This is a genomic window from Nonomuraea sp. NPDC051298 (assembly GCF_055586305.1).
This window is the reverse complement of the sequence record NZ_JBVJIM010000007.1, coordinates 177,217-197,941: the sequence shown is the minus strand read 5'-3', so window position 1 is coordinate 197,941 and position 20,725 is coordinate 177,217. Positions and strand designations below refer to the sequence as shown.

Annotated in this window: 19 protein-coding genes; 9 read left to right on the top strand and 10 right to left on the bottom strand. The window is 74.2% G+C overall.

What is annotated here, in order from left to right; all coding sequences use genetic code 11:
* Positions 1-62 precede the first annotated feature (62 nt).
* The 3 genes from ACZ6S0_RS22420 (at position 63) to ACZ6S0_RS22410 (ending at position 5,344) form a co-directional block, all read left to right on the top strand.
* Positions 63-773: an ABC transporter ATP-binding protein gene (locus ACZ6S0_RS22420; RefSeq protein WP_465920769.1), complete on the top strand. Its 711-nt coding sequence runs from the start codon at positions 63-65 to the stop codon at positions 771-773.
* On the top strand, positions 770-3,139 hold the full coding sequence (locus ACZ6S0_RS22415) for an ABC transporter permease (protein WP_465920766.1): 2,370 nt from the start codon (positions 770-772) through the stop codon (positions 3,137-3,139). Before ACZ6S0_RS22420 ends, ACZ6S0_RS22415 begins: the two co-directional genes overlap by 4 nt.
* A 177-nt stretch (positions 3,140-3,316) precedes the next feature.
* Entirely contained in the window at positions 3,317-5,344 is a 2,028-nt protein-coding gene (locus ACZ6S0_RS22410) for an MMPL family transporter (protein ID WP_465920764.1), read from the top strand.
* Here the strand turns inward: ACZ6S0_RS22410 and ACZ6S0_RS22405 are convergent.
* On the bottom strand, positions 5,313-6,788 hold the full coding sequence (locus ACZ6S0_RS22405; RefSeq protein ID WP_465920763.1) for a wax ester/triacylglycerol synthase domain-containing protein: 1,476 nt from the start codon (positions 6,786-6,788) through the stop codon (positions 5,313-5,315). The two genes, ACZ6S0_RS22410 and ACZ6S0_RS22405, sit on opposite strands and share 32 nt — an antisense overlap.
* Before the next feature lie 177 nt (positions 6,789-6,965).
* On the opposite strand from ACZ6S0_RS22405, the gene ACZ6S0_RS22400 reads away from it, so the two are divergent.
* Positions 6,966-7,778 (top strand): phosphatase PAP2 family protein, encoded by an 813-nt coding sequence (locus ACZ6S0_RS22400; protein ID WP_465920762.1) that lies wholly within the window; start codon positions 6,966-6,968, stop codon positions 7,776-7,778.
* On the opposite strand, the gene ACZ6S0_RS22395 is transcribed toward ACZ6S0_RS22400, so the two are convergent.
* Genes ACZ6S0_RS22395 through ACZ6S0_RS22380 form a run of 4 tightly spaced genes read right to left on the bottom strand, consistent with a single transcriptional unit; the run spans position 7,738 to position 11,323 of the window.
* A complete protein-coding gene (locus ACZ6S0_RS22395) occupies positions 7,738-8,694 on the bottom strand; it encodes an NAD-dependent epimerase/dehydratase family protein (RefSeq protein WP_465920758.1) in 957 nt (318 codons plus the stop codon). The genes ACZ6S0_RS22400 and ACZ6S0_RS22395 overlap by 41 nt on opposite strands.
* Positions 8,695-8,725: 31 nt before the next feature.
* A complete protein-coding gene (locus ACZ6S0_RS22390; RefSeq protein ID WP_465920756.1) occupies positions 8,726-9,877 on the bottom strand; it encodes a hypothetical protein in 1,152 nt (383 codons plus the stop codon).
* Positions 9,849-11,075, bottom strand: a complete 1,227-nt coding sequence (locus ACZ6S0_RS22385) for a beta-ketoacyl-[acyl-carrier-protein] synthase family protein (RefSeq protein ID WP_465920753.1) — start codon at positions 11,073-11,075, stop codon at positions 9,849-9,851. Before ACZ6S0_RS22385 ends, ACZ6S0_RS22390 begins: the two co-directional genes overlap by 29 nt.
* A complete protein-coding gene (locus ACZ6S0_RS22380; RefSeq protein ID WP_465920751.1) occupies positions 11,075-11,323 on the bottom strand; it encodes an acyl carrier protein in 249 nt (82 codons plus the stop codon). Before ACZ6S0_RS22380 ends, ACZ6S0_RS22385 begins: the two co-directional genes overlap by 1 nt.
* 225 nt (positions 11,324-11,548) lie before the next feature.
* Here ACZ6S0_RS22380 and ACZ6S0_RS22375 point away from each other — a divergent pair, with 225 nt between their 5' ends.
* Positions 11,549-12,781 carry an aminotransferase class I/II-fold pyridoxal phosphate-dependent enzyme gene (locus ACZ6S0_RS22375; RefSeq protein WP_465920748.1) on the top strand — a complete coding sequence of 411 codons (1,233 nt, stop codon included), beginning with the start codon at positions 11,549-11,551 and terminating at the stop codon, positions 12,779-12,781.
* A 28-nt stretch (positions 12,782-12,809) separates the two neighbouring features.
* On the opposite strand, the gene ACZ6S0_RS22370 is transcribed toward ACZ6S0_RS22375, so the two are convergent.
* The 3 genes from ACZ6S0_RS22370 to ACZ6S0_RS22360 all read right to left on the bottom strand — a co-directional run bounded on the left by ACZ6S0_RS22370 (position 12,810) and on the right by ACZ6S0_RS22360 (position 14,781).
* Positions 12,810-13,022, bottom strand: coding sequence for a hypothetical protein (locus ACZ6S0_RS22370; RefSeq protein ID WP_080040151.1), 213 nt, complete (start codon positions 13,020-13,022; stop codon positions 12,810-12,812).
* Positions 13,023-13,086: 64 nt separating this feature from the next.
* Entirely contained in the window at positions 13,087-13,716 is a 630-nt protein-coding gene (locus tag ACZ6S0_RS22365; protein ID WP_465920745.1) for a LysE family translocator, read from the bottom strand.
* A gap of 93 nt (positions 13,717-13,809) precedes the next feature.
* On the bottom strand, positions 13,810-14,781 hold the full coding sequence (locus tag ACZ6S0_RS22360) for a helix-turn-helix transcriptional regulator (RefSeq protein WP_465920743.1): 972 nt from the start codon (positions 14,779-14,781) through the stop codon (positions 13,810-13,812).
* A gap of 44 nt (positions 14,782-14,825) precedes the next feature.
* Between ACZ6S0_RS22360 and ACZ6S0_RS22355 the strand changes: the two genes are divergently transcribed.
* Both ACZ6S0_RS22355 and ACZ6S0_RS22350 read left to right on the top strand, forming a co-directional pair.
* Positions 14,826-15,578, top strand: coding sequence for a DeoR/GlpR family DNA-binding transcription regulator (locus ACZ6S0_RS22355; protein WP_465920741.1), 753 nt, complete (start codon positions 14,826-14,828; stop codon positions 15,576-15,578).
* Positions 15,575-16,828, top strand: a complete 1,254-nt coding sequence (locus ACZ6S0_RS22350; RefSeq protein ID WP_465920739.1) for an MFS transporter — start codon at positions 15,575-15,577, stop codon at positions 16,826-16,828. Before ACZ6S0_RS22355 ends, ACZ6S0_RS22350 begins: the two co-directional genes overlap by 4 nt.
* Here ACZ6S0_RS22350 and ACZ6S0_RS22345 read toward each other — a convergent pair.
* Both ACZ6S0_RS22345 and ACZ6S0_RS22340 read right to left on the bottom strand, forming a co-directional pair.
* Positions 16,775-17,536, bottom strand: coding sequence for a TSUP family transporter (locus ACZ6S0_RS22345; protein ID WP_465920737.1), 762 nt, complete (start codon positions 17,534-17,536; stop codon positions 16,775-16,777). The two genes, ACZ6S0_RS22350 and ACZ6S0_RS22345, sit on opposite strands and share 54 nt — an antisense overlap.
* Positions 17,537-17,761: 225 nt before the next feature.
* On the bottom strand, positions 17,762-18,541 hold the full coding sequence (locus ACZ6S0_RS22340; RefSeq protein ID WP_465920733.1) for an alpha/beta fold hydrolase: 780 nt from the start codon (positions 18,539-18,541) through the stop codon (positions 17,762-17,764).
* Positions 18,542-18,598: 57 nt separating this feature from the next.
* On the opposite strand from ACZ6S0_RS22340, the gene ACZ6S0_RS22335 reads away from it, so the two are divergent.
* Both ACZ6S0_RS22335 and ACZ6S0_RS22330 read left to right on the top strand, forming a co-directional pair.
* On the top strand, positions 18,599-19,057 hold the full coding sequence (locus tag ACZ6S0_RS22335) for a MarR family winged helix-turn-helix transcriptional regulator (RefSeq protein ID WP_465920732.1): 459 nt from the start codon (positions 18,599-18,601) through the stop codon (positions 19,055-19,057).
* 338 nt (positions 19,058-19,395) lie between these two features.
* The gene (locus ACZ6S0_RS22330) at positions 19,396-20,676 is read left to right on the top strand and encodes an MFS transporter (protein WP_465920728.1); all 1,281 of its coding nucleotides are present in this window, start codon (positions 19,396-19,398) and stop codon (positions 20,674-20,676) included.
* Positions 20,677-20,725: the final 49 nt, after the last annotated feature.

Sequence of the window (20,725 nt, the reverse complement as noted above, 5' to 3'; positions counted from 1 at the left end):
GCCGTCACGCCTACATCCCCGGCGGGATGCCCTGACGCGCCGCCCGCTCTAGGTTCTGGGCCATGGACACACACCACGACCCCGGTGGACGCGCCGTCGTACAGCTCGACGACGTCCACAAGGAGTACGGCGCGGCCAGGGCCCTCGGCGGCGTGTCGCTGCGGATCGACGCCGGGGACGCGGTCGCCGTGATGGGGCCGTCGGGCTGCGGGAAGTCCACGCTGCTCAACCTGGTCGCCGGCCTGGACCGTCCGACGCGGGGGACGGTCCAGGTGGGCGGGCAGGACCTGGGCGCGATGAACGAGACGGAGCTGGCGCTGTTCCGCCGCCGCCACGTCGGGATGGTCTTCCAGTTCTTCAACCTCATCGACGACCTGCCCGCACTGGACAACGCCGCGCTGACCGCCCAGCTCACCGGGACGCCCGCGCGCCGGGCCCGCGACCGCGCGATGGAGCTGTTCGAGGAGCTGGGCATCGCCGGGCGCGCGGACGTCTACCCGGCGGCGCTCAGCGGCGGGGAGCGCCAGCGCGTGGCCGTGGCCAGGGCGCTGATGAACCGTCCTGCCCTGCTGCTGGCCGATGAGCCGACCGGAGCGCTGGACAGCAGGTCCGGCGAGCAGGTGATGGACCTGCTGATCGACCTCAACCAGATCGGGCAGACGCTGCTGATCGTCACCCACGACCCCGACCTGGCAGAACGCTGCGCCGGCCGCCTGGTCGAGCTGGCCGACGGCCTGGTGGTCGCCGAGCACGGTCTGGAGCGCACCCCATGACCACCTCCCTCCCGAGGTCCTCGCCCGGTCACCCGACGTCGGAACGCGCCGCGTCCGGCCTGGGCGCCGGTGCGGTGTGGCGGGTCACGCGGGCGGCGGTGCGGCGGCGCAGGGTGCAGACGTTCGTGCTCGGGGTCGTGGTCTTCTGCTCCACCGTGGCCGTCGTGGTGGCCCTGGGCCTGCTGGAGAGCGTGTCGGCGCCGTTCGACCGGGCCTTCGCGGAGCAGAACGGCGCGCACGTCGTGACCTCCTACGATTCGGCCGAGGTCACGGCGGCGCGGCTGGCGGCGGGGGCCCGGGTGCCCGGGGTGGAGGCGGCGGCGGGCCCGTTCCCGCAGGCCGTCGTGACGATCCCGGACACGGTCGAGCACCTGCCGCCGGGCCCGCTCGCGCTCGTCGGCCGTCCCGTCCCCGGTGGGCCGGTGGACCGGGTGGACCTGTGGGCCGGACGCCCGCCCGCCCGCGCCGGCGAGATCGTGCTGAACCGGCCGCCCGGCCCCCACTTCTCCTACCTCGTCGGCGTACGGTTCACCACGGCCGAGGGCCCGGCGTTCACCGTGGTGGGCCTGGCCTCCAGCGTGAGCGGGAGCGCCGAGTCGTGGGTGACCCCGGGCCAGGCCGCCGCGCTGCGGCCGTCCGCGTACCAGATGCTCTACCGGCTCGACGCCGCGGCCACCGACGCCGAGGTGCGACGGGGCACGGCGGCGATCACGGCGGGGCTGCCGGAGAGTGCGCTGGTGGGCTCGCGGTCGTACCTGGCCGTCAAGCGGGACGCGGGCCGCACGGCCTCGGTGTTCCTGCCGTTCCTCGCCGGGTTCGGGGGGCTCGGGCTGGTGGTGGCCGTCCTCATCGTGGCGAACGTGGTCGGCGGCGCGGTCGTGGCCGGGGCGCGGCACATCGGGGTGCTCAAGGCCCTCGGGTTCACGCCGAACCAGGTCGTGGCCGTGTACCTGACGATGGTCCTGGTCCCGGCCGCCGCGGGCGGCGCGCTCGGCACGGTGGCGGGCGGCCTGGCGGTGCGGCCGCTGTTGCGCGACATCGGCGAGGGGATGTTCACCGTCACCGTAGGCCCCTGGGTGTACGCCGCCACGCTGTCCGGGATGCCGGCCGTGGTGGTGCTGGCGGCCCTGGTGCCCGCGCTGCGCGCGCACCGGCTGACCGCCGCGCGGGCGATCAGCGCCGGGGCCGCGTCCCGCTCCGGGCGGGGGCGGCGGGCGCAGCGGCTGCTGGCGGGCGCGCGGCTGCCCCGGCCGGTCAGCCTGGGGCTGGGGCTGCCGTTCGCGCGTCCGGGCCGGGCCGTGCTGACGATGGCGGCCGTCGTGCTCGGCGCCGCCACCGTGACGCTGGCGACCGGCCTGACCGGCACGATGACCGCGTACGGGGCCGCGGCCCAGCGCGTCGGCCACGTCGACACCGTGGTCCACGTGGGTCAGCCGCGCTCACGGCAGATCGCGCCCCGGCACGGCGACGCCGAGATCGAGGCGCTGCTGCGCGCCCTGCCCGGCACCCGGTACGTGACCGCCGTCGCCTGGATCGACCTCCACCTCACCGGCTACCCGGAGCCGATCAGGGGCAGGTTCCTGCGCGGAAACTCGGCGACGCTGGGCGAGACCGTCGTCGCGGGCCGCTGGCTGCGCGGGCCGGGTGAAGCGGTGGTGACCTCGGCGTTCCTCGGCAGGCACGGCCTGGCGGTGGGCGACCGGATCTCGCTCTCCCTGGGCGCGGGGCGGGCCCTGGCCACGGTGGTCGGCGTCACCATGGACGGCTCCCCCGACCTCGTCCAGGCCGACTGGCGGACGCTGACGACGCTCGCGCCCGGCACGAAGGCCAACCAGTACGAGGTCCGTCTCTCCCCCGGCACCGGCGTCGACTCCTACCACGCCGCCGTCAGGGCGGCCGCCCCCGGCCTCTACCCGGCGGCCAAGAGCCGGAGCGACGGGACCGCTCTGGCCGTGACCGGCTTCGCGACCGTGCTCACGGTGCTGCTGGCCGCGGTCTCCGCGCTGGGCGTGTTCAACACCGTCGTGCTCGACACCCGGGAGCGGCGCAGGGACATCGGCGTGCTGAAGTCCATCGGGATGACGCCGCGGCAGGTCACGGTGATGATGGTGACGTCGATGGCTGCGGTGGGCGCGGCGGGCGGGCTGCTCGGGATCCCGATCGGGGTGGCGGCGCACCGCCTGATCGTCCCCGCCATGGCCGACGCGGCGGACCTGATGCTGCCCGCGTTCATGCTGGACGTCTGGCGGCTGCCGATGCTCGCGCTGCTGATGCCGGCGGGGGTGCTGATCGCGGTGCTGGGCGCGTACGTGCCCGCCCGCTCGGCGGCCCGGCTCACGATCGCGCGCGTCCTGCACAACGAGTGAACGGCCCTCGCCATCACATTCGGCGCGGCCGGGCATCAGGGTATTAATGGGCTTGATGACGCAAATATAAGACACCTGCATAAACTTGTTTAAGCGGGACCGGGAATTTAGGGTCTACGTGCCGGCCGGCACTTTCCCACAAAGGCCGTCACGCAAAGGCCGGGGGTGGGCGGGCAGTTGTCGGTTCTGTTTGGTTCGGCGGTCGCGCGGAGAATCGCGGCGGGCGTGGTGTTCGGGTGGGTGGCGCTCAGCGTGGCGGCCGTGCTCGCGAGCGGCCCCCTCGACGACGTACGCATCACCAGCGGCACCTCCATGCTGGCCAGAGACGCCGAGTCGGCCCGCGTCCTCGACCTGCTGGCCGAGCAGTCCGGCCGGGTGGTGCCCGCGCTGGTCGTCTACGAGCGCTCCGGGCCGCTCCAGCCCGGTGACCTCAAGGCGGCCCGCCGCGACCTGCGGCAGTTCACCACCGTCCCCGACGTGGTGGGCACCGCCTCCGCTCCCGTGCCCAGCCTCGACGGGCAGGCGCTGCAGGTGACGGTGCTGCTGTCCGGCAAGCCGGGCGTGCTCATCAGCCCGCTGGTCGAACGGCTGCGCCAGATCGCCGCCGAGGGCAGCCCGCCGGGGCTGGTCAGCCACGTGAGCGGCGCGGGCGGGGCCGCCGCCGACTACGTCGACTCCTTCCGCCAGGTCGACGGCACGCTGCTCGCGCTCAGCGTGGGCGTGGTCTTCCTGGTCCTGGTGGCCGTCTACCGCAGCCCCGTCCTGTGGGTGATCCCCATGCTGGCCGTGGTGGTGGCCTACCTCTGCTCTGCCGCGGCCGTCTACGCGCTCGCGCGTTCGGGGCTGATGACGTTGCGCGCGGCCACGCCCGAGGTGTTCACGGTGCTGGTGTTCGGCGTGGCCACCGACTACGCGCTGCTGCTCGTGGCCCGCTACCGGGAGCGGCTGCGGACGACGGCCGACGCGGCGCAGGCGCTGAGGGACTCGCTGCCGGGCGGCCTGCGCACGGTCGTCGCCTCCGCGCTCACCGTCGCGGGCGGCGTCGGCTGCCTCGTGGTGGCCGACACCAACGCGCTGCGCTCGATCGGCGCGGCGGCCGCCGTCGGGATCCTGATCACGATGGCGGTGATGGTGACGTTGCTGCCCGCCCTGATGCTGCTGGGCGGACGGCGGGCCTTCTGGCCGAGCACGCCGCTCCCCGGAGAGACTGCCCGCGACGGGCTGTGGCGGGGCGTGGCGGGGTTCGTCGGCCGGCGTCCCCTGGCCTCGTGGGCGGGCTCGGCCCTGCTGCTCGTCCTGTCGTGCGTGGGGCTGACCACGCTCGACGCCTCCGGCATCCCGCCGTCGGCGCTCTTCACGATGCGTACCGACTCGGTGGCCGGCAACGACGCGCTGCGGCGGCACTATCCGGCCAGCGCCCCGGTCGTGGTGCTGGCCAGGCAGGACGTGGCCGCCGCCGTGGCGCGGGCCGTGCGGCGGGCCGAGGGGGTGGTGTCGGTGCGGCCCGGCCCGCCCGCGCCGTGGCGCACGTACGACGTGGTGCTGGCCGCCGAGCCCAACACGCCCGACGCCCAGCGGCTGGTGGAGGGCCTGCGCCACGACGTGCGCGCCGTCGCCGGGGGCGCGGTGCTGCTCGGCGGGTTCACCAGCGAGCTGCTCGACGTCCGCGACGCCGCCCTCGACGACGCCGTCCTCGTCGTGCCGCTGATCCTGCTGGTCGTGGGGCTGATCCTGGTGGTGCTGCTGCGCTCGCTGGTGGCGCCGCTGCTGCTGATGGGCACGGTCGTGCTGTCGTTCGCCGCCACGCTGGGGCTGTGCTCGGCCGTGTTCACCCAGTTCCTGGGCTATCCCGTCATCGACGCGTCGTTCGCGCTCTACGCGTTCGTCTTCCTCGTCGCCTTCGGCATCGACTACAACATCTTCCTGATGGCCCGGGTCCGGGAGGAGGCGATGCGGCTCGACACGCGCGAGGCCACGCTGCACGCGCTGCGGGCGACGGGCGGGGTGATCACGGCCGCCGGGGTCGTGCTGGCGGCGGCGTTCTTCGTGCTGACCGTGCTGCCGCTGGTGCCGGTCGTCCAGCTCGGGCTGCTGGTGGCGGTCGGGGTGGTCATCGACACGGTGGTGGTGCGCTCGTTCCTGGTGCCGGCCCTCGCCCACCACCTGGGGCGGTTCATCTGGTGGCCTGCGCGTGCAGCTCCGTGAGCTCCTTCCGCAGGAGGCCGAGCAGCTCTTCTGAACGTGACACCCGGGGGTCGAACACCGCCGAGAACGTCACCGACGGCCCCGCGGGCACGATCACCACCATCCCGGCGAGGCCGGGTGGCAGCCCCGGCACCGCGAACACCTCACCCTGCGCGGCCAGCTCCTTCGGCAGGGGGACGGCTGTCACGCTGAGCCGGCTCGGCGTGGCCTTCCTGAACAGCGGTGACAGCAGCCGCAGCAGCGGCACCGCGAGCCCGGCGGGCAGGTCGTAGAGCGTATGGGCGGCCTGGCGGGCGCGCCCGATGCGCCTGATCGTGGTCTGCTCGGCCACCCGGGCCAGCCGGGCCAGCGGGGACGGCTCGGCGCAGGGCAGGGCCATGGGCAGCAGGCCGGTGTGGTTGCCCAGGCCGGTGTGCTGCCGGTGCCCGCACAGCCCGACCGGCAAGGCGACCACCGGCCCAGGCGGGCCGGATGCGGGCGCGTTGGATGCGGGCGCGTTGGATGCAGGCGGGTTGGATGCGGGCGCGTTCCAGGCGCGCAGGGCGCCGGCCACCAGGGCGAGGCCGATCTGCGCGACGCTGGCGCCGGTCGCGCGGGCGATGGCGCGGAACGGCCCGAGGTCGAGGCTGACGACCTCCAGCCGCAGATCCCCCGCCGCCCTGTCGCCCAGGCTGTCACCCGCCCCGTCGCGCCCCCTTCCACCCACCCTGTCATGCACCTTGCCATCAGCCCCATCACACGCGCTGTCACAGGCGCTCTTGCACGCGCCGTCGCGCGCATCGTCACATGCCCTGCCGCACGCGCCATCACGTACCCTCTCGCGCGCGCCGTCGCAGGTGCTGTCGCGCGCCGTGAACCAGGGCGGTGAGGCGGCCGCCAGGCGTCGCAGGTCGGCCAGTGCCCGGCGGGCCGGGCCCGGCGACCTCCAGTACGCCGCCCCGCCCCCGGGTGCGGGCAACGTCTCCCCGCCCAGCAGCGCCCGCGCCGCGCCCGCGATCCCCATCCCGTCCTGGAACACGTGGTGCGCCCGGTAGCACAGCACATGCTCCGGCCAGGAGTCCGCGTGCAGCACCATGAGGCTCCACAGCGGCCGGTCCCACGACAGCGGCCGGACCCGCATGGCCTCCAGCACCGCCTGGTGCACCCCGGCTCCCGGCGGCAGCCGGTGGAACTCGACGTGGCAGGCGGGGTCGAAGCCGGGATCCGGCTCCCATCGCGCCCACCGCCCCCTCCCGGCCAGCCGGTAGCCGAGCGCGGGAGCCTGCACGGCCACCCGCTCCGCCACCAGCTCGCACAGCTCCTCCGGCGTCGGCGGCGGGCCGGGCCTGCGCACGGCGACCCCGTAGTGCATGCGGGAGTCGTGAACGGCCCCCGCCCCGAGCCGGATCGCATAATGGTCGCCGAACGTCAGGGGAATCGCACCGCCGCCGAATTCACCGTTCATCCTCGCCCACGTTATCTTCCCGCTATCCGCCGGTCGAACGGGAACGCGTACGCCGGGGGCGCGGCTATATTGGGCCGCCGGCGGAACGGCGGCGGATACGTGCGGGGTATGGTGAAATTTCGCAAGGTTGAAATACTATTGTTGGCCTATTTCGGTCTTATGGCGATTATCGGGGTCGTGTCATGGTTTGCACCCGAGGCCGACCACCGCCTGCCCGACCGCCCCGCGCTGCTCGCCGGATACGTCCTCGCCATCGTGCTCCTGTTCGCCCTCGCCCGCGCCGCGCAACGGTTCCCCGGCCACCGGGCGGTCTCGTTCCTGCGCTTCGTCGTGCCGCTGCTCGTGCTCCCGCTCGCGTACGGCGCCGCCGCCCGCACGGCCACCGTCCTGCACGGCCGCTTCGTCGACGACGCCGTGCACGCCTGGGAGCGGGCGGCGTTCGGCTTCGCGCCCAACGCCGCCGTCGCCACCCTGGGCACGCCGCTGGTGACCGAGGTGCTGACGTTCTGCTACTTCTCCTTCTACGGCTGCTTCCTGATCCCCGTCATCCTGTACGCGCGCGGGCGACGTCACCTGGCCGAGCGGTACCTGTTCGCCGCGGTGACCGCGCTGCTGATCTGCTACATCGGGTTCATGGCCGTCCCGCTGGCCGGACCGGCGCTGGCCGCGCCCGAGTCGTTCGCCGCCCACCGGCCCTCCGGCTACCTGATCACCGCCGTGCAGAACGAGATCATGGCCGCCTTCGACCCGCCCGGCGCCTGCTTCCCGTCGGCCCACGTGGCCGGCGCCTGGATCACGCTGCTCTGCCTGCGCCGCCACGTCTCCAGGAACGTCCGCCTGCTGCTGTGGACGCTGACCGCGGGGCTGACGGTGGCCGTCGTGTACAACTGGTACCACTACTTCGTGGACGCGATCGCCGGGCTGGCGGTGGCGCTGGCCGTGTACGCCCTCACCGTACGGTACGCAGCGCGGCCTCGAACCCCTGCCTGAGCGTGGTGGCGGGCGCGAACCCCAGCTCGCGTACGGCGTCGTCGGGCACGCAGGTCCAGTCGGCCCGGCGCATCTCGCGCGCCTTGTCCCGGTTGAGCACCGGCACCGCCCCGGCGGCCAGCTCGGCGGCGAACTCGGCCACGGCCGCCACGGCGCCCACGACGGGCACCGGCAGCGGCAGCACGAGCGGCTCGCGGCAACCGGCGGCCCCCGCGAGGGCGCGGCAGATGTCGGCCCACTCGTAGGCGTTGCCGTCGCTGATCGGATATGTCCCGGCGCGGGTGTCATCGGGCCGCAGCACGGGGCCGCGCTCGGCCGCGGCCAGCAGGGCGGCGCACAGGTCGTCGACGTAGACCAGGCCGTAGCGGCGGGGGCCGTACCCGGGCTTGACGACCAGGCCGCGCCGCACCATGGGCAGCAGCGACGGGAGCAGCGCGGGCTCCCCCGGGCCGTAGACGATGGCGGGGCGCACGATGACCGAGGGGACCTGGCCCGCGTGGTCCCTGACGATCTGCTCGCCCTCGCGTTTGCTGGCGCCGTACAGGGAGATCGCCGGACCGGCGGCCAGCGACGAGCACAGCACCAGGCGCGGCGGGCGGCGCAGCGCGGCCAGGGCGCGCACCAGCCGGGCCACGCCATCGCGGTTGACCGCGCGGAACCCGGCGGGGCCGCGCGCCCGCAGCACGGCCGCGAGATGGATCACCCGGTCGGCGTCGCGCACCGCCTCGGGGATGCCCCAGCCGGTGGCGAGGTCGCCGTGCACCACCTCGACGCCCGCCGCCCGCAGCGCCTCGGCACGGGGCGAGGGCCGGGCCAGCGCGGTGACGGCGCCGCCGCGCGCGAGGATCAGGCGGGTGAGCCGCCACCCGACGAACCCGGTCGCGCCCGTGACCAGATAGCGGACGCGGCTCACCACGCGCGCCCGATCGGCGGGCCGCAGACGCCCGTCACAGGGCGCACCCGTAGACGCGGTACGTCTTGGCGCGCGTGCAGCCCGCCCCGGCCAGGTAGCGGTTGACCGCCCGGTTGTCCTCCAGCGTCCAGCCCAGCTCGGCGCCCCCGTGGTAGCCGCAGGCGGCGATGGCCTCCACCGCGCGGGCGAACAGCACGCTCTCGACACCCCGGCCGTGCAGATGCGGGACGACGCCGAACAGCACCCCCCGCACCCGGTCGATGCGCCGCGCCGCCAGCGACAGCCGTACCAGCCCGGTGGGCAGGCCGAACCGGCTCAGCCGCCCCCGCGCGGCCGGCAGCGCCTGGTTGAGGTCGGGCAGCACGAGGGCCACCGCGACCGGCTCGCCCGCCACCTCGGCGAGCTGGACGAGCTGCGGCCGCATGGCCCTGCGCAGCCGCCGCGCCACCACCTCGAACTCGGCGTCCGTCATCGGCGTGAACCCCCAGTTGCCGCGCCAGGCCCGGTCGAAGACCCGTTTCACCCGCAGCATGTCGGCCTCGAAGGCGGCCGGGTCGAGGGCGCGCACGGTGAGCCCGTGACGCCGCTCGGCCCGCCGCGCCACGCCCAGCAGCCGCTCCTCCACCGGCCCGCCGCGCAGCTCCCACGACCACAGGTCCTTCGCCTTGGCCAGCCCGGACGACTCCAGCAACGCCGGATAGTAGGCCGGGTTGTAGGGCATCATCACGCTCGGCGGCGCCCCGAACCCCTCCACCAGCACCCCGCACTCGTCGTTCGTGGTGAAGTTGACCGGCCCCAGCATCGTCTCCAGCCCGCGCCCGCGCAGCCATCCCGCCGCCGCCGTCACCAGCTCGCGCGCGACCGAGGGGTCGTCGGCGCAGGCGAACTGGCCGAAGAACCCGTCGCTCGCGGCGTGGACGGCATTGTGGCGGGGGTTGTGCACGGCGGCGATCCGGCCCGCGACGCGCCCGCCCCGCCGCACGGTGAACAGCTCGACGTCACCGTAGGCGAAGAACGGGTTGCGCCGCCGGTCGAGCAGCCGCCGGCACTCACCGCGCAGCGGCGGCACGAAGTGCGGGTCGCGCCCGTGCAGCAGGTAGGGCAGCTCGACGAACTCCCTGAGCGCGCGCCGGCCGCGTACCGGCTCGGCGAGCGCGCTAGACGGAGGCGAAGACGAGGCTCGCATTGTGGCCCCCGAAGGCGAACGAGTTGGACACGACCGCGCCCGGCCCGAGCGGGCGCGGCCGGCGCACCACGTCGATCTCGCACTCCGGATCGAGGACGTCGAGGTTGATGGTGGGATGGACGAGGCGTTCGTGCACGGTCAGCACGCCGGCCACGGCCTCGATCGCCCCCGCCGCGCCGATCGCGTGGCCGAGGACGCTCTTGGTCGAGGTGACCGGCACCTGCCCGGGGCCGAACAGGCGGGCGATCACCTGGGCCTCGGTGACGTCGTTGAGCGGGGTGCCGCTGCCGTGGGCGTTCACGTGCGCCACCTCCTCGGGCCGCAGGCCGGCGTCGGCCAGCGCCTGGCGTACGCACCGCTCCGCGCCCTCGCCCTTGGGGTCGGGCATGGTCAGGTGGTGGGCGTCGGAGGTACGGCCGTAGCCGGCCAGCTCGGCGTAGACGCGGGCGCCGCGGCGTACGGCGTCGTCGAGGCGTTCCAGCACCACGAACGCGGCGCCCTCGGCCAGCACGAAGCCGTCGCGGGCGGCGTCGAAGGGGCGCGAGGCGCGCTCCGGCTCCGCGGTGCGCTGCGACAGCGCGCCGCACCGGTGGAAGGCGAGCAGGATCGTGGGCGTGACGCACGCCTCCGTGCCGCCGGCCACCACCAGGTCGGCCGAGCCGTCGCGGAGCAGGCGCAGCCCCTCGCCGATCGTGTGGCCACCGGAGGCGCAGGCGGTGGAGACGGTCAGGCTGGGCCCCAGGATCCGGTGGCGCATGCTGACGAAGGCGGCGGCGGCGTTGGGCATGGTGCGCGGGATGTAGAGGGCGGTCGGCCGGACGTCGCCGGGCTCGGCGTGGCCGAGCAGCGTGGCCTCGGTGGTCTCGGTGCCGCTCAGCGCGGTGCCGGTGACGACCGCGCGGCGCTCGGGCGGGACGTGCGCGCCGCCCGCGTCGGCGAGCGCGTCGTCGGCCGCGCACACGGCCAGCAGCGTCGCGCGGTCCATGCGGCGGGCCTGCTTGCCGCTCACGTAGGGGGAGACGTCGAAGTCGGGCACCTGGCAGGCGAAGCCGACGGGCAGGCCGCCGGCGTCGAAGGAGGTGATGGTGCGCGCGGTGGAGCGCCCGTCGACCAGCGTGCCCCAGAACGTGCGCAGGTCGTTTCCGGCCGGGGTGCGCACCCCCAGGCCGGTGACGGCGACGCGGACCCGTCCGCGCATCAGCCGGCCTGGGCCCCGGCGCGGACCAGGGTGGTCACGTCGGCCAGGGTGCGCGCCTGCTTGGCGGTGTCGAGGTCGACCACGAGCTTGAAGCGGTCTTCGCTGGCCGCGGCCAGCTCGGCCATGTCGAGGCTGTCGGCCTCCAGCTCCTCGCGCAGGTCGGTGTCGGGGGTGATGAGCGCCGGGTCCACCGAGAGGATCCGGGCGCAGATGGCGCGGAGCTGGTGGAAGATCTCTTCCTCTGTCATACGTACGTCCTTCGTCGGATGTAGGGGTTGCCGGGCTGGGGTCGGGGCGCGGGCCGAGGCCGCCGCCCGGCACGAAAGTGCCCGGTCCGGAATGCGCGGTCGGAATGCGCGGTCCGGACCGGCGGCGGTTACTCTACCCTTACGCTCGGACACTGTCAGCTACGATCGTCCGATGCGGAGTGAGTCGCCGGAATGCTTCGGACTGAGCCGGAAAGTGAGTGCCGCGTGACCGACCCGTTCGTCAAATGCCGGCTCCCGCAGGAGATCGAGGCGCTGGCCGCCCCCGGCCTCTACCCCTTCTACCTGCCGGTGGAGGAGCGGCCGGGCGGCGGCGAGGCCGTGGTGGAGGGGCGGCGGGTGCTGCTGGCCGGGTCCAACGACTATCTGGCGCTGTCGGACGATCCCCGGCTGAAGGAGGCGGGCACGGCGGCGCTGTGCCGGCTGGGCTCGGGCAACTCCGGCTCGCGGGCCCTCAACGGCACGCTGGCCCTGCACCAGCGGCTGGAGCGGGAGCTGGCGGAGTTCCTCGGACAGCCGGCGGCGATGGTGGTCTCCACCGGCTACCAGGCCAACCTGGCGCTCAGCGCGTTGTTCGGGCCGCGTGACGTGCTGCTGGCCGACCGGCACGTGCACGCCTCGCTGCTCGACGCCGCCCGGCTCGGCCAGGCCCGCCTGCGGCGCTTCCGGCACAACGACATGGCCCAGCTCGGCGCCCTGCTGGAGGAGGCGGGGCCGGAGGAGGGGGTGTTCGTGCTGACCGAGGGCATGTTCTCGGTCGGGGGCGACCTGTGCGACCTGCCGGGTATCGCCAAGCTCGCGGCCCGGCACGGGGCTCGGGTGGTGCTCGACAGCGCGCACGACGCGGGGCTGCTGGGGGCCGGGGGGCGGGGCGCCGCCGAGCACTACGGCCTGGGCGCGGCGGTCGACGTGCAGACGGTGACCTTCTCCAAGTGCTTCGGCACGCTGGGCGGGGCCGTGGCCGGGCCCCGGCACGTCATCGACTACCTGCGGCACACGGCGCGCTCGGCGCTGTTCTCGGCGTCGCTGCCGCCGGCCTGCACGGCGGCGGCGCTGGCCGCGCTCGACATCATCCGTACGGAGCCGCAGCGCCGCCGGGCCGCGTTGTCGGCCGCGGAGCGCCTGAGGTCAGGGCTGGTCGCGATGGGGTTCGCGATCCCGCCGGGCGGCACGCCCACCGTGTCCCTGCGGGTGGGCGACGCGCTGGCGGCCTGCCGGTTCTGGGCGGGGCTGCTGGCGGAGGGGGTGCTGGCCAACGTGATGCTGCCGCCCGGCGTGCCCGAGGGGTCGGCGCTGATCCGCCTGAGCGTCACCGCCGCGCACACCTCCACCCAGGTCGACCGGATGCTGGAGGCGGTCGCCACGGTGACCCGCCGCCTCGGCTTGGGGGGCGGTGTCGGGGGCGGCGTCGGGGGCGGCTCGGCGCCGGTGCCCGCCTAGGGCATCACGCGGCCCTCATGGCCGGGGGTCAGCGGCGGCCGTACTTCTTGTGCACGGCCTGTTTGCTCACGCCGATCGCGTCGGCGATCTGCGCCCAGGCCAGCCCCGCCACGCGGGCCCGCCGCACCTGGACCGCCTCCAGACGTTCGATCTCCCGGCGCAACGCGGTGGTGGCGTGCAGGGCGAGCAGCGGATCGTCGTCCTGAGCCTGTCTCATGAGGGTCGCCAGGTCGTTCGTCATGCACCAAAGGTAATCCAGCGACCGCCCCTGGACCTCCTCTGTCGCCAGTGCCGTGGACGGATCGTCACCTGCTCTCGGCCGCCATCCGCACGCCCAGCCCGATCAGCACGACGCCGGAGACCTGCTCCAGCCGCCGCTTGACGACGGGCCGGCCCAGCCACTCCCTGGCCTTGGCCACCGCCCAGACGAGCAGGCCGTACCAGACCAGGTCCACCGCCACCCAGACCACAGCCAGCGTCACGAGCGTCGCCGTCACGTTCTGCCCGGCCGGGACGAACTGCGGCAGGAACGACATCGCGAACACCGCCGCCTTCGGGTTGGCCAGGCACGTCCCCAGACCGGCCAGGAACGGGGCGCGCAGGCCCGGCAGCGCCTCCCCCTCGGCCGCCGGGTCCGCGTTCGCCGCGTGCGCGCCCTTGCGGGCCTGCCACAGCGCCTGGGCGCCCATCACGACGAGCACGGCGGCGCCGGTCACGCGCATGATGTCGTACGCGAGCTGCGAGGCCACGAGCAGGGCCGACAGCCCGAACGCGGCGGCCAGGCCCCACAGCAGGATGCCGGTCTCGTTGCCGAGGGTGGCGGCCAGCCCCGAGCCGCGGCCCGCGCGGACGGTCTGGCGCAGGATGATGGCCGTACTGACCCCGGGCGCCATGGCCACCAGGACGCACGCGCCGACGAAAGCGAGAAGGTACATGCCGGGATGCTGACAGACCGGCGTCCAGAAATCGCCCGATTTACCGCGCCGCCATCGCCATCCAGCGCCGCGCCCCACCGCCGCACCCCACCGTCAGCCGTAGAGCTTGCCCAGCTCCGTGACCGCCTCGCTCATCAGGGCCCGCAGCTCCGGCGGGCCGAGCACCTCGACGTCCGCGCCCATGCGCAGCAGCAGCCAGCGCGCGTGCGTGATCGACTCGACCGGCACGGTGAGCGTGAGCCAGCCCTCCTGGTCGGGCTCCCCGGCGGCGGCCAGCGCGGCGCCGACCACGTCCGCGCCCATGGTGTACGCCAGCAGGTCGCCCCGCCCGGGTGCGAGCTTGATGACGGCCTCGGCGGTGTACATCCGCTCGCGGAACTCCTTGGCGTACGCCCGCCAGAACTCCCCCAGGTCGAACCCCTCCGGCGGCGTGAACCGCCCCGGCAACGTCTCCAGCGTGAGGATGCGCGCCACCCGGTACGTACGCGGCGAGCCGTCGGGCGGCGCGGCCACCAGGTACCAGGAGCCGCCCTTGAGCACCAGCCCGTACGGGTGGACCACCCGGTCCACCTCCTTACGGCCCCAGCGCCGGTAGGTCATGTGCAGCGGCCGCTGGTCCCACACCGCCTCGGCCACCTCGCTCAGGTGCGGCACGTCGTCGGCCGAGCGGTACCAGCCGGGCACGTCCAGCAGGAAGCGCTCGCGCATCCGGGCGGCGTGGGAGCGCGGCTCGGGCGGCAGCGCGGCCAGCAGCTTTAGCTCCGCGTTGGCCGCCACCTCGGCCAGGCCCAGCTCGGCCGCCGGGCCCGGCAGCCCGGCCAGGAACAGCGAGGACGCCTCCTCGGCCGTCAGCCCGTTGAGCCGGGTGCGGTAGCCGTCGAGCAGCCGGTAGCCGCCCGCGGGGCCACGGTCGGCGTAGACGGGGACCCCGGCCGCCGACAGCGCCTCGACGTCGCGGTAGACGGTGCGTACCGACACCTCCAGCTCGGCCGCCAGCTCGGGCGCGGTCATGTGGCCGCGCGTCTGCAGGAGCAGGAGCAGCGAGAGCAGGCGGCTGGCGCGCATGACCCTCATTGTATTCCGCACATACCTTGTGTTTGTATGAACACATGGATCGTGTGCGAGCCATCATGAACACCTTGCGTACGCACGACAGCGTGTCCGTGGCCGAGTTGGCCGTCGAGCACGGCGTCTCGGAGATGACGATCAGGCGCGACCTCGACGAGCTGGCCCAGCAGGGGGTGGTGCGCCGGGTCAGGGGCGGCGCGCTGTCGCTGCTGCTGCGCGGCGAGGAGCCGCCGTTCGGCGTGCGCGAGCAGGAGGCCGTCGAGGCCAAGCGGCGCATCGGCGCGGAGGTGGCCGCGTTGATCGCCGACGGCGAGGCGGTGGTGCTCGACGGCGGCACCACCGTGCTGGAGGTCGCCCGTGCCCTGGTCGACCGGCGCGTGACCGTGCTGCCGCTGGCGCTGCAGGCCGTACGGGTGCTGGCCGCCGCGCCACGCGTCCGGCTGGTGCTGCCCGGCGGCGAGGTGCGCAAGGGCGAGCTGAACGTGATGGGCCCGCTCGCCGAGAGTTCGATCAGGGCGCTGCGCTTCGACACGGCGGTGATCGGCTGTTGCGGCCTGTCCGCCGAGCACGGCCTGACCGCGCACGACCTGCCCGAGGTGGCGGTCAAGCAGGCGGCCATCGGCGCGGCGCGGCGGGTGGTCGTGGCGTGCGACTCGGGCAAGTTCACCCGTACGGCGTTCGGCGCGGTGTGCCCGATCGACCGGCTCGACGTGGTGGTGACCGACCCCGGCATCCCCCCGGAGGAGCGCGACGCGCTGGTGGCGGCCGGAGTGCTGGTCAGGGAGGCCGGGTGAGACGCGAGCGCGTCGCCGTCAGCCTGCTGTTCTTCCTGTCCGGCGCGGCCGTGGGCACGTGGACGGCGCGCATCCCGGCCGTCAAGGAGAGCCTGGGGCTCGGCGACGGCGAGCTGAGCCTGGCGCTGCTGGCCATCGCGGCCGGGGCGATGGCGGGGATGACGGCGGTGGGCCGGCTGGTCGACCGCTATGGCAGCAACCGCGTCCTGGTCCCGGCGGCCCTGCTGCAGGGCGTGGTGCTGGTGCCGCCCGCCTACGCCGGGGACCTCGGGACGCTGGCGGCGGCGCTGCTGGTGTTCGGGATCGTGCACGGCGTGCTCGACGTGGCGATGAACGCCAACGCCGTGGAGGTGGAGCGGGCACACGGACGGCCGATCATGTCGTCGTTCCATGCCGTCTTCAGCGTCGGCGGGTTCGCCGGGGCGACGGCAGGCGGGCTGTTCGCGCACCAGGAGCTGACTCCGGCGGTCACGTTCTGGTCGGCGGGCGCGGTGATCGCGGTGCTGGCCGTGTGGGGCGCGCGCTGGGCCCTGCGCTCCTCCCCCGCTCCGGCGCCCACGGCCGGTGGGCGGGCCCGGCTTCCGAAGGGGACGCTGTTCCTCGGCGTGCTGGCGTTCTCGTGCATGGTGGGCGAGGGGGCCTCGGCCGACTGGAGCTCGGTCTACCTGCGGGAGGACCTGGCGGCCTCGCCGGGCTTCGCCGCCGCCGGTTACGCGGCGTTCTCGATCATGATGACCGCGGGGCGGCTGGCGGGCGATCGGCTGGCCGCCCGGTTCGGGCCGGTGGCGCTGGTGCGCTGCTGCGGGCTGCTCGCGGCGGCCGGGCTGGGGCTGGCGCTGCTGGGCGGGAATCCGGTGGCGGGCGTGCTCGGGTTCGCCTGCTTCGGGGCGGGGCTGTCGTGCATCGTGCCGCAGGTGTTCTCGGCGGCCGGGCACCGTGATCCGGCCTTCGCCGGGCGCGCGTTAGCCCGGGTGGCCTCGATCGGCTACCTGGGCTTTCTGAGCGGGCCGGTGTTCATCGGGGGGGTCGCTGAGCTGGCGGGGCTGCCGCGGGCGCTGGCCATCCCGGCGCTGCTGGCCGCGTTCGTCGCCCTGACGGCGACGGCGCTGCGTGCGCGGGGCGGCTCGGGCGCAGGTTCGGGGTCGGGCTCGGGCTCCGGCTCAGGTTCGGGCTCGGGCTCGGGCTCGGGCTCGGGCTCAGGCGAACTGCTGCCAGCCGAGCCTGACCACCATCGCCACCACCACGCATAGCAGCACGATCCGTACGAACGAGGCGCCCCGCTTGAGCGCCATCCGCGCGCCGAGCTGGGCCCCGGCCACGTTGCACACCGCCATGCCGAGCCCGAGCGCCCACTGCACGTGCCCCTGCGCCCCGAACACCACCAGCGCCCCGACGTTGGTCCCGACGTTGATGATCTTCGCGGAGGCCGACGCCGAGACGAAGTCCAGCCCGAGGATGGTGGTGAAGGCGATGATGAGGAACGTCCCGGTGCCCGGCCCCATGATGCCGTCGTAGAAGGCGATGCCCACGCCCGCCGTCGCCACCGCCACCCCCACCCTGGGCCCGGTACGCAGGTGCGGGACGGGCACGGCGCCCATCGCCGGGCGTAACGTCACGAACGCGGCCACCGCCAGCAGCACCACCATGACGGCGGGCCGCAGCACGTCGGCCGAGATCGCCGCCGCCGCCCACGCGCCCAGCCCGGCGCTCACCACGGCCAGCGCCGCACCCGGGATCGCCACCTGGCGGTCCACCTTGGTCGAGCGCGTGTACGTCACGGCGGCCGAGGCGGTGCCGAACACCGACGACAGTTTGTTGGTGGCCATCGCCTCGACCGTCGGCATGCCGGTCATCAGGATGGCGGGGAGCTGCAACAGTCCGCCGCCGCCCACGACGGCGTCGACCCACCCCGCTCCGGCCGCCGCGGTCAGCAACACCAGGACCTGCTCCAGCGGCACGCGCCACTCCCCCGAAATCCCCCGAGAAACGACAAGAGTGTACAAGCCTGGATCTCAGCCGCCCGGCCGCCCCCTGCCCCCCGTCGAGGGCCCGGCCCGTCCGCACAGGATGCCGGTCTATCGGCACAGGACGGAGGTCCCGTCCCTGGTCTCGGCGATCGCGGAGACCGCACCCACGGCGCCCCTGATCTCCGCCCCGGGAAGGTCGGTGCCTGCCCGCCGTCCTCAGGAAAGGGTGTGCAGGAAGTCTTCGAGGAGGTCGTTGAAGCGGTCCGGGCGTTCCATGTTGGGGTAGTGGGCGGTGCCGTCGATCGAGACCGTGCGGCCGTCGGCGACGGTTCTGGCGAGGCGTTCGGCCATGCCGAGGTGGTCGGGCGAGTCGAGAGCGCCGTTGACGGCCAGCACCGGGACGTCGATCTTGGCGATGCGGTCCCAGGTGTCGAGCACCGGGACGAGGTGCTGGGGCTCGCCGACGGTGTGCTTGGACATGGTGTCCCTGGCCATCCGGCGCAGGCGTCCGGCGAACTCCGGGTCGAGGTCGTCCAGGGTCCGGTACGGCCCCGCGGCGAAGAGCATGAACCCCTCGACCGAGGCGTCCAGGTCACCGGCGGCCATCGCCGCGTGCCACGTGGCCAGGGCCCGGGTGGTCCAGGGGTCGGAGAAGGAGGGCTGGCTGGTCCCCGCGCCGCTGACGACCACGGCGGCCACCAGCTCCGGGTGCTCCAGCGCGGTGTCGACCGCGATGCCCGCCCCCATGGACACCCCGGCCAGGACCGCGGGCCCGGCGTCCAGATGGCGCAGCAGCGCGGCGAGGTCGTCGGCGAGCCGGTACGGCCCGGTGGGGTTGGCGGAGCGGACGTGGCCGCGGGCGTCGGGGGCGATCACCCGGTATCGCGAGGCGAGGATCGGAATCTGGGCGTCCCACATGCGGTGGTCCACGAAGCCGCCGTGCAGGAGGACGAGGGGCCGGCCGGTGCCGGTGTCGATCCAGAAGAGGTCCTTCATGACAACCAGGGTGTCATTTTCGCTTGAACATGACAACCCAGGTGTCATCATGGTGGGGTGAACGAGAAGGACCCCGAGCCGGCCGACCGGCTCTCCGAGGTGTTCGACCTGGTGGGGCCGCTGTATCGGCGGGCCTATCGCCAGGTGGAGCAGGACGCGCCCATCGAGGGGCTGTCGGTGGGAGTGCGGGCGGTGCTCAACCTCCTCCTCCGGCACGGGCCCATGACGGTCCCGCGGATGGGCCGGGCGCAGGCGTTGAGCCGCCAGTTCGTCCAGCGCATGATCAACGACGCGGCCGCGCGGGGGCTGGTGGAGTTCGCGCCCAATCCGGCCCACAAGAGGTCCTCGCTCATCCGGCTGACCGGGGAGGGCCGGGCCGCCATCACCGCGGTGATCGACCGCGAGCGCGCGGTGCTGCGCCAGGTCGGCGAGGGCCTCACGGACACCGAGATCGACGCCTGCGTGCGCGTTCTCTCGCGCCTGCTCCGGCACCTCGACGCCATCGACATGGACTGATCAGGGCTTCCCGCCGTCCGGCGAGCGGGCGGGCGGGCCTCGGTGCGGTCGCGGGGCAGGGCAGGGGAATTATCGCCTTGTACGCCGCGATGCCCGGCGGTTAGGCTCCGGACAGCGAACGATCCATGGAGGAGCGGAGATGCCCGGCCAACCGAGCACGCGCTGACGTCCTCAGGCAATTCCTGACCTGTCACCGCGTGCCGCATCCGACCTGCGGCACAGCAGCCTTCCCCTGCCCGCGCTCCCCTCGGCGGGCATCGTTCTCCCCGACTTCGAGGAACCCCTGTGCCGTTCGCTCCCCCTGACGTGCCCGCGCGCCCGCCCGTGCGAGGCCGTCGATGAACGACCCGCGCCCGCCGAGCCTGTGGCGCGATGACGACTTCCGCCGGCTCTGGGCCGGCCAGACCACCTCCCAACTGGGGGCTCACGCCTGCCAGGTCATCCTGCCGCTCGTCGCCGTGGTCGCGCTCAATGCCGACCCCCAGCAGACCGGCGCCCTGCGCGCCGTCCAGCAGGCGCCGATCCTGCTGCTCTCGCTCCTCGTCGGCGCCTGGGTGGACCGCCGGCGCTCCCGCACCGTGATGGTGCTGGCCGACTCCGGCCGGGCCGTGGTGCTGGCGGTCGTCCCCGCCGCGTACCTCCTCGGTCTGCTGGACGTTCCGCTGCTGCTCCTGGTCGCGTTCCTCGTCGGCGTCCTCACCGTGTACTTCGACGTGGCCTACCACGCCTGCCTCGTACGTCTGGTCGGACGCGGGCAGCTCGCCCAGGGCAACAGCGTGCTCGAAGGCAGCGGCTCCGCGGCCCGGATCGCGGCGCCCGCGCTCGGCGGCGCGCTGGTGTCGCTGCTCACCGCGCCTATCGCGCTCGCGGCGAGCGCGTTCTGCTTCACGCTGTCGTTCCTGTCGATCCAGCGGATCCGCCGTCCCGAGCCGATGCCCGAGCCGCCCTCCGGACCCTCTGCGCCAGGCGTGTGGCTTCAGATCCACGAAGGGCTGCGCCTCGTCGCCGGCAACGCCTCGTTGCGGGCGGTGGGCATCTCCTCGGCGCTCTTCCAGTTCTCCTTCGCCGCGTTCATGACCGTCTACCTGCTCTTCCTGCCGCGTACGCTGCACCTGCCCGGCGTCGCCGTCGGGCTGGTGCTGGCGGCGATGGGGCCGGGCGCGCTGGTGGGCTCCGTGCTGGCGGCCACACTGCCCGCGCGGTACGGCTACGGCGTCGTGATGGTGTCCGCCGCGGTGCTGGCCGACGGCGTGATGCTGTGCGTCCCCGCGCTGCACGGCTCGTCCACGCTCACGATCGCCGCGCTCATGGCCGTGAACTTCCTGTTCGGCGTCTTCAGCCAGGTGGTGGACGTCACCGTCGTGACGGTACGCCAGGCCATCACCCCCATCCCCCTCCAGGGCCGGGTCGTCGCGACGGTCAACTTCCTCGGCATGGGCCTGACCCCGCTCGGCTCCCTTCTGGGCGGCCATCTGGCCGGCGTGGCCGGGCCGCGGACGAGCCTGCTGCTGACGGCCGTCGCGCTGGCGCTGTCCCCGCTCTTCATGGCCACGTCCCCGCTCGCCCGCCTGGGCCGGAACCTGCCCGGTACGGCGGACGGCCCCGCCGGGCCGCACTGAGCCCGCCGGTTTTCGGCGGACCGGTCACCTGACAGGTGTCATGACAGGA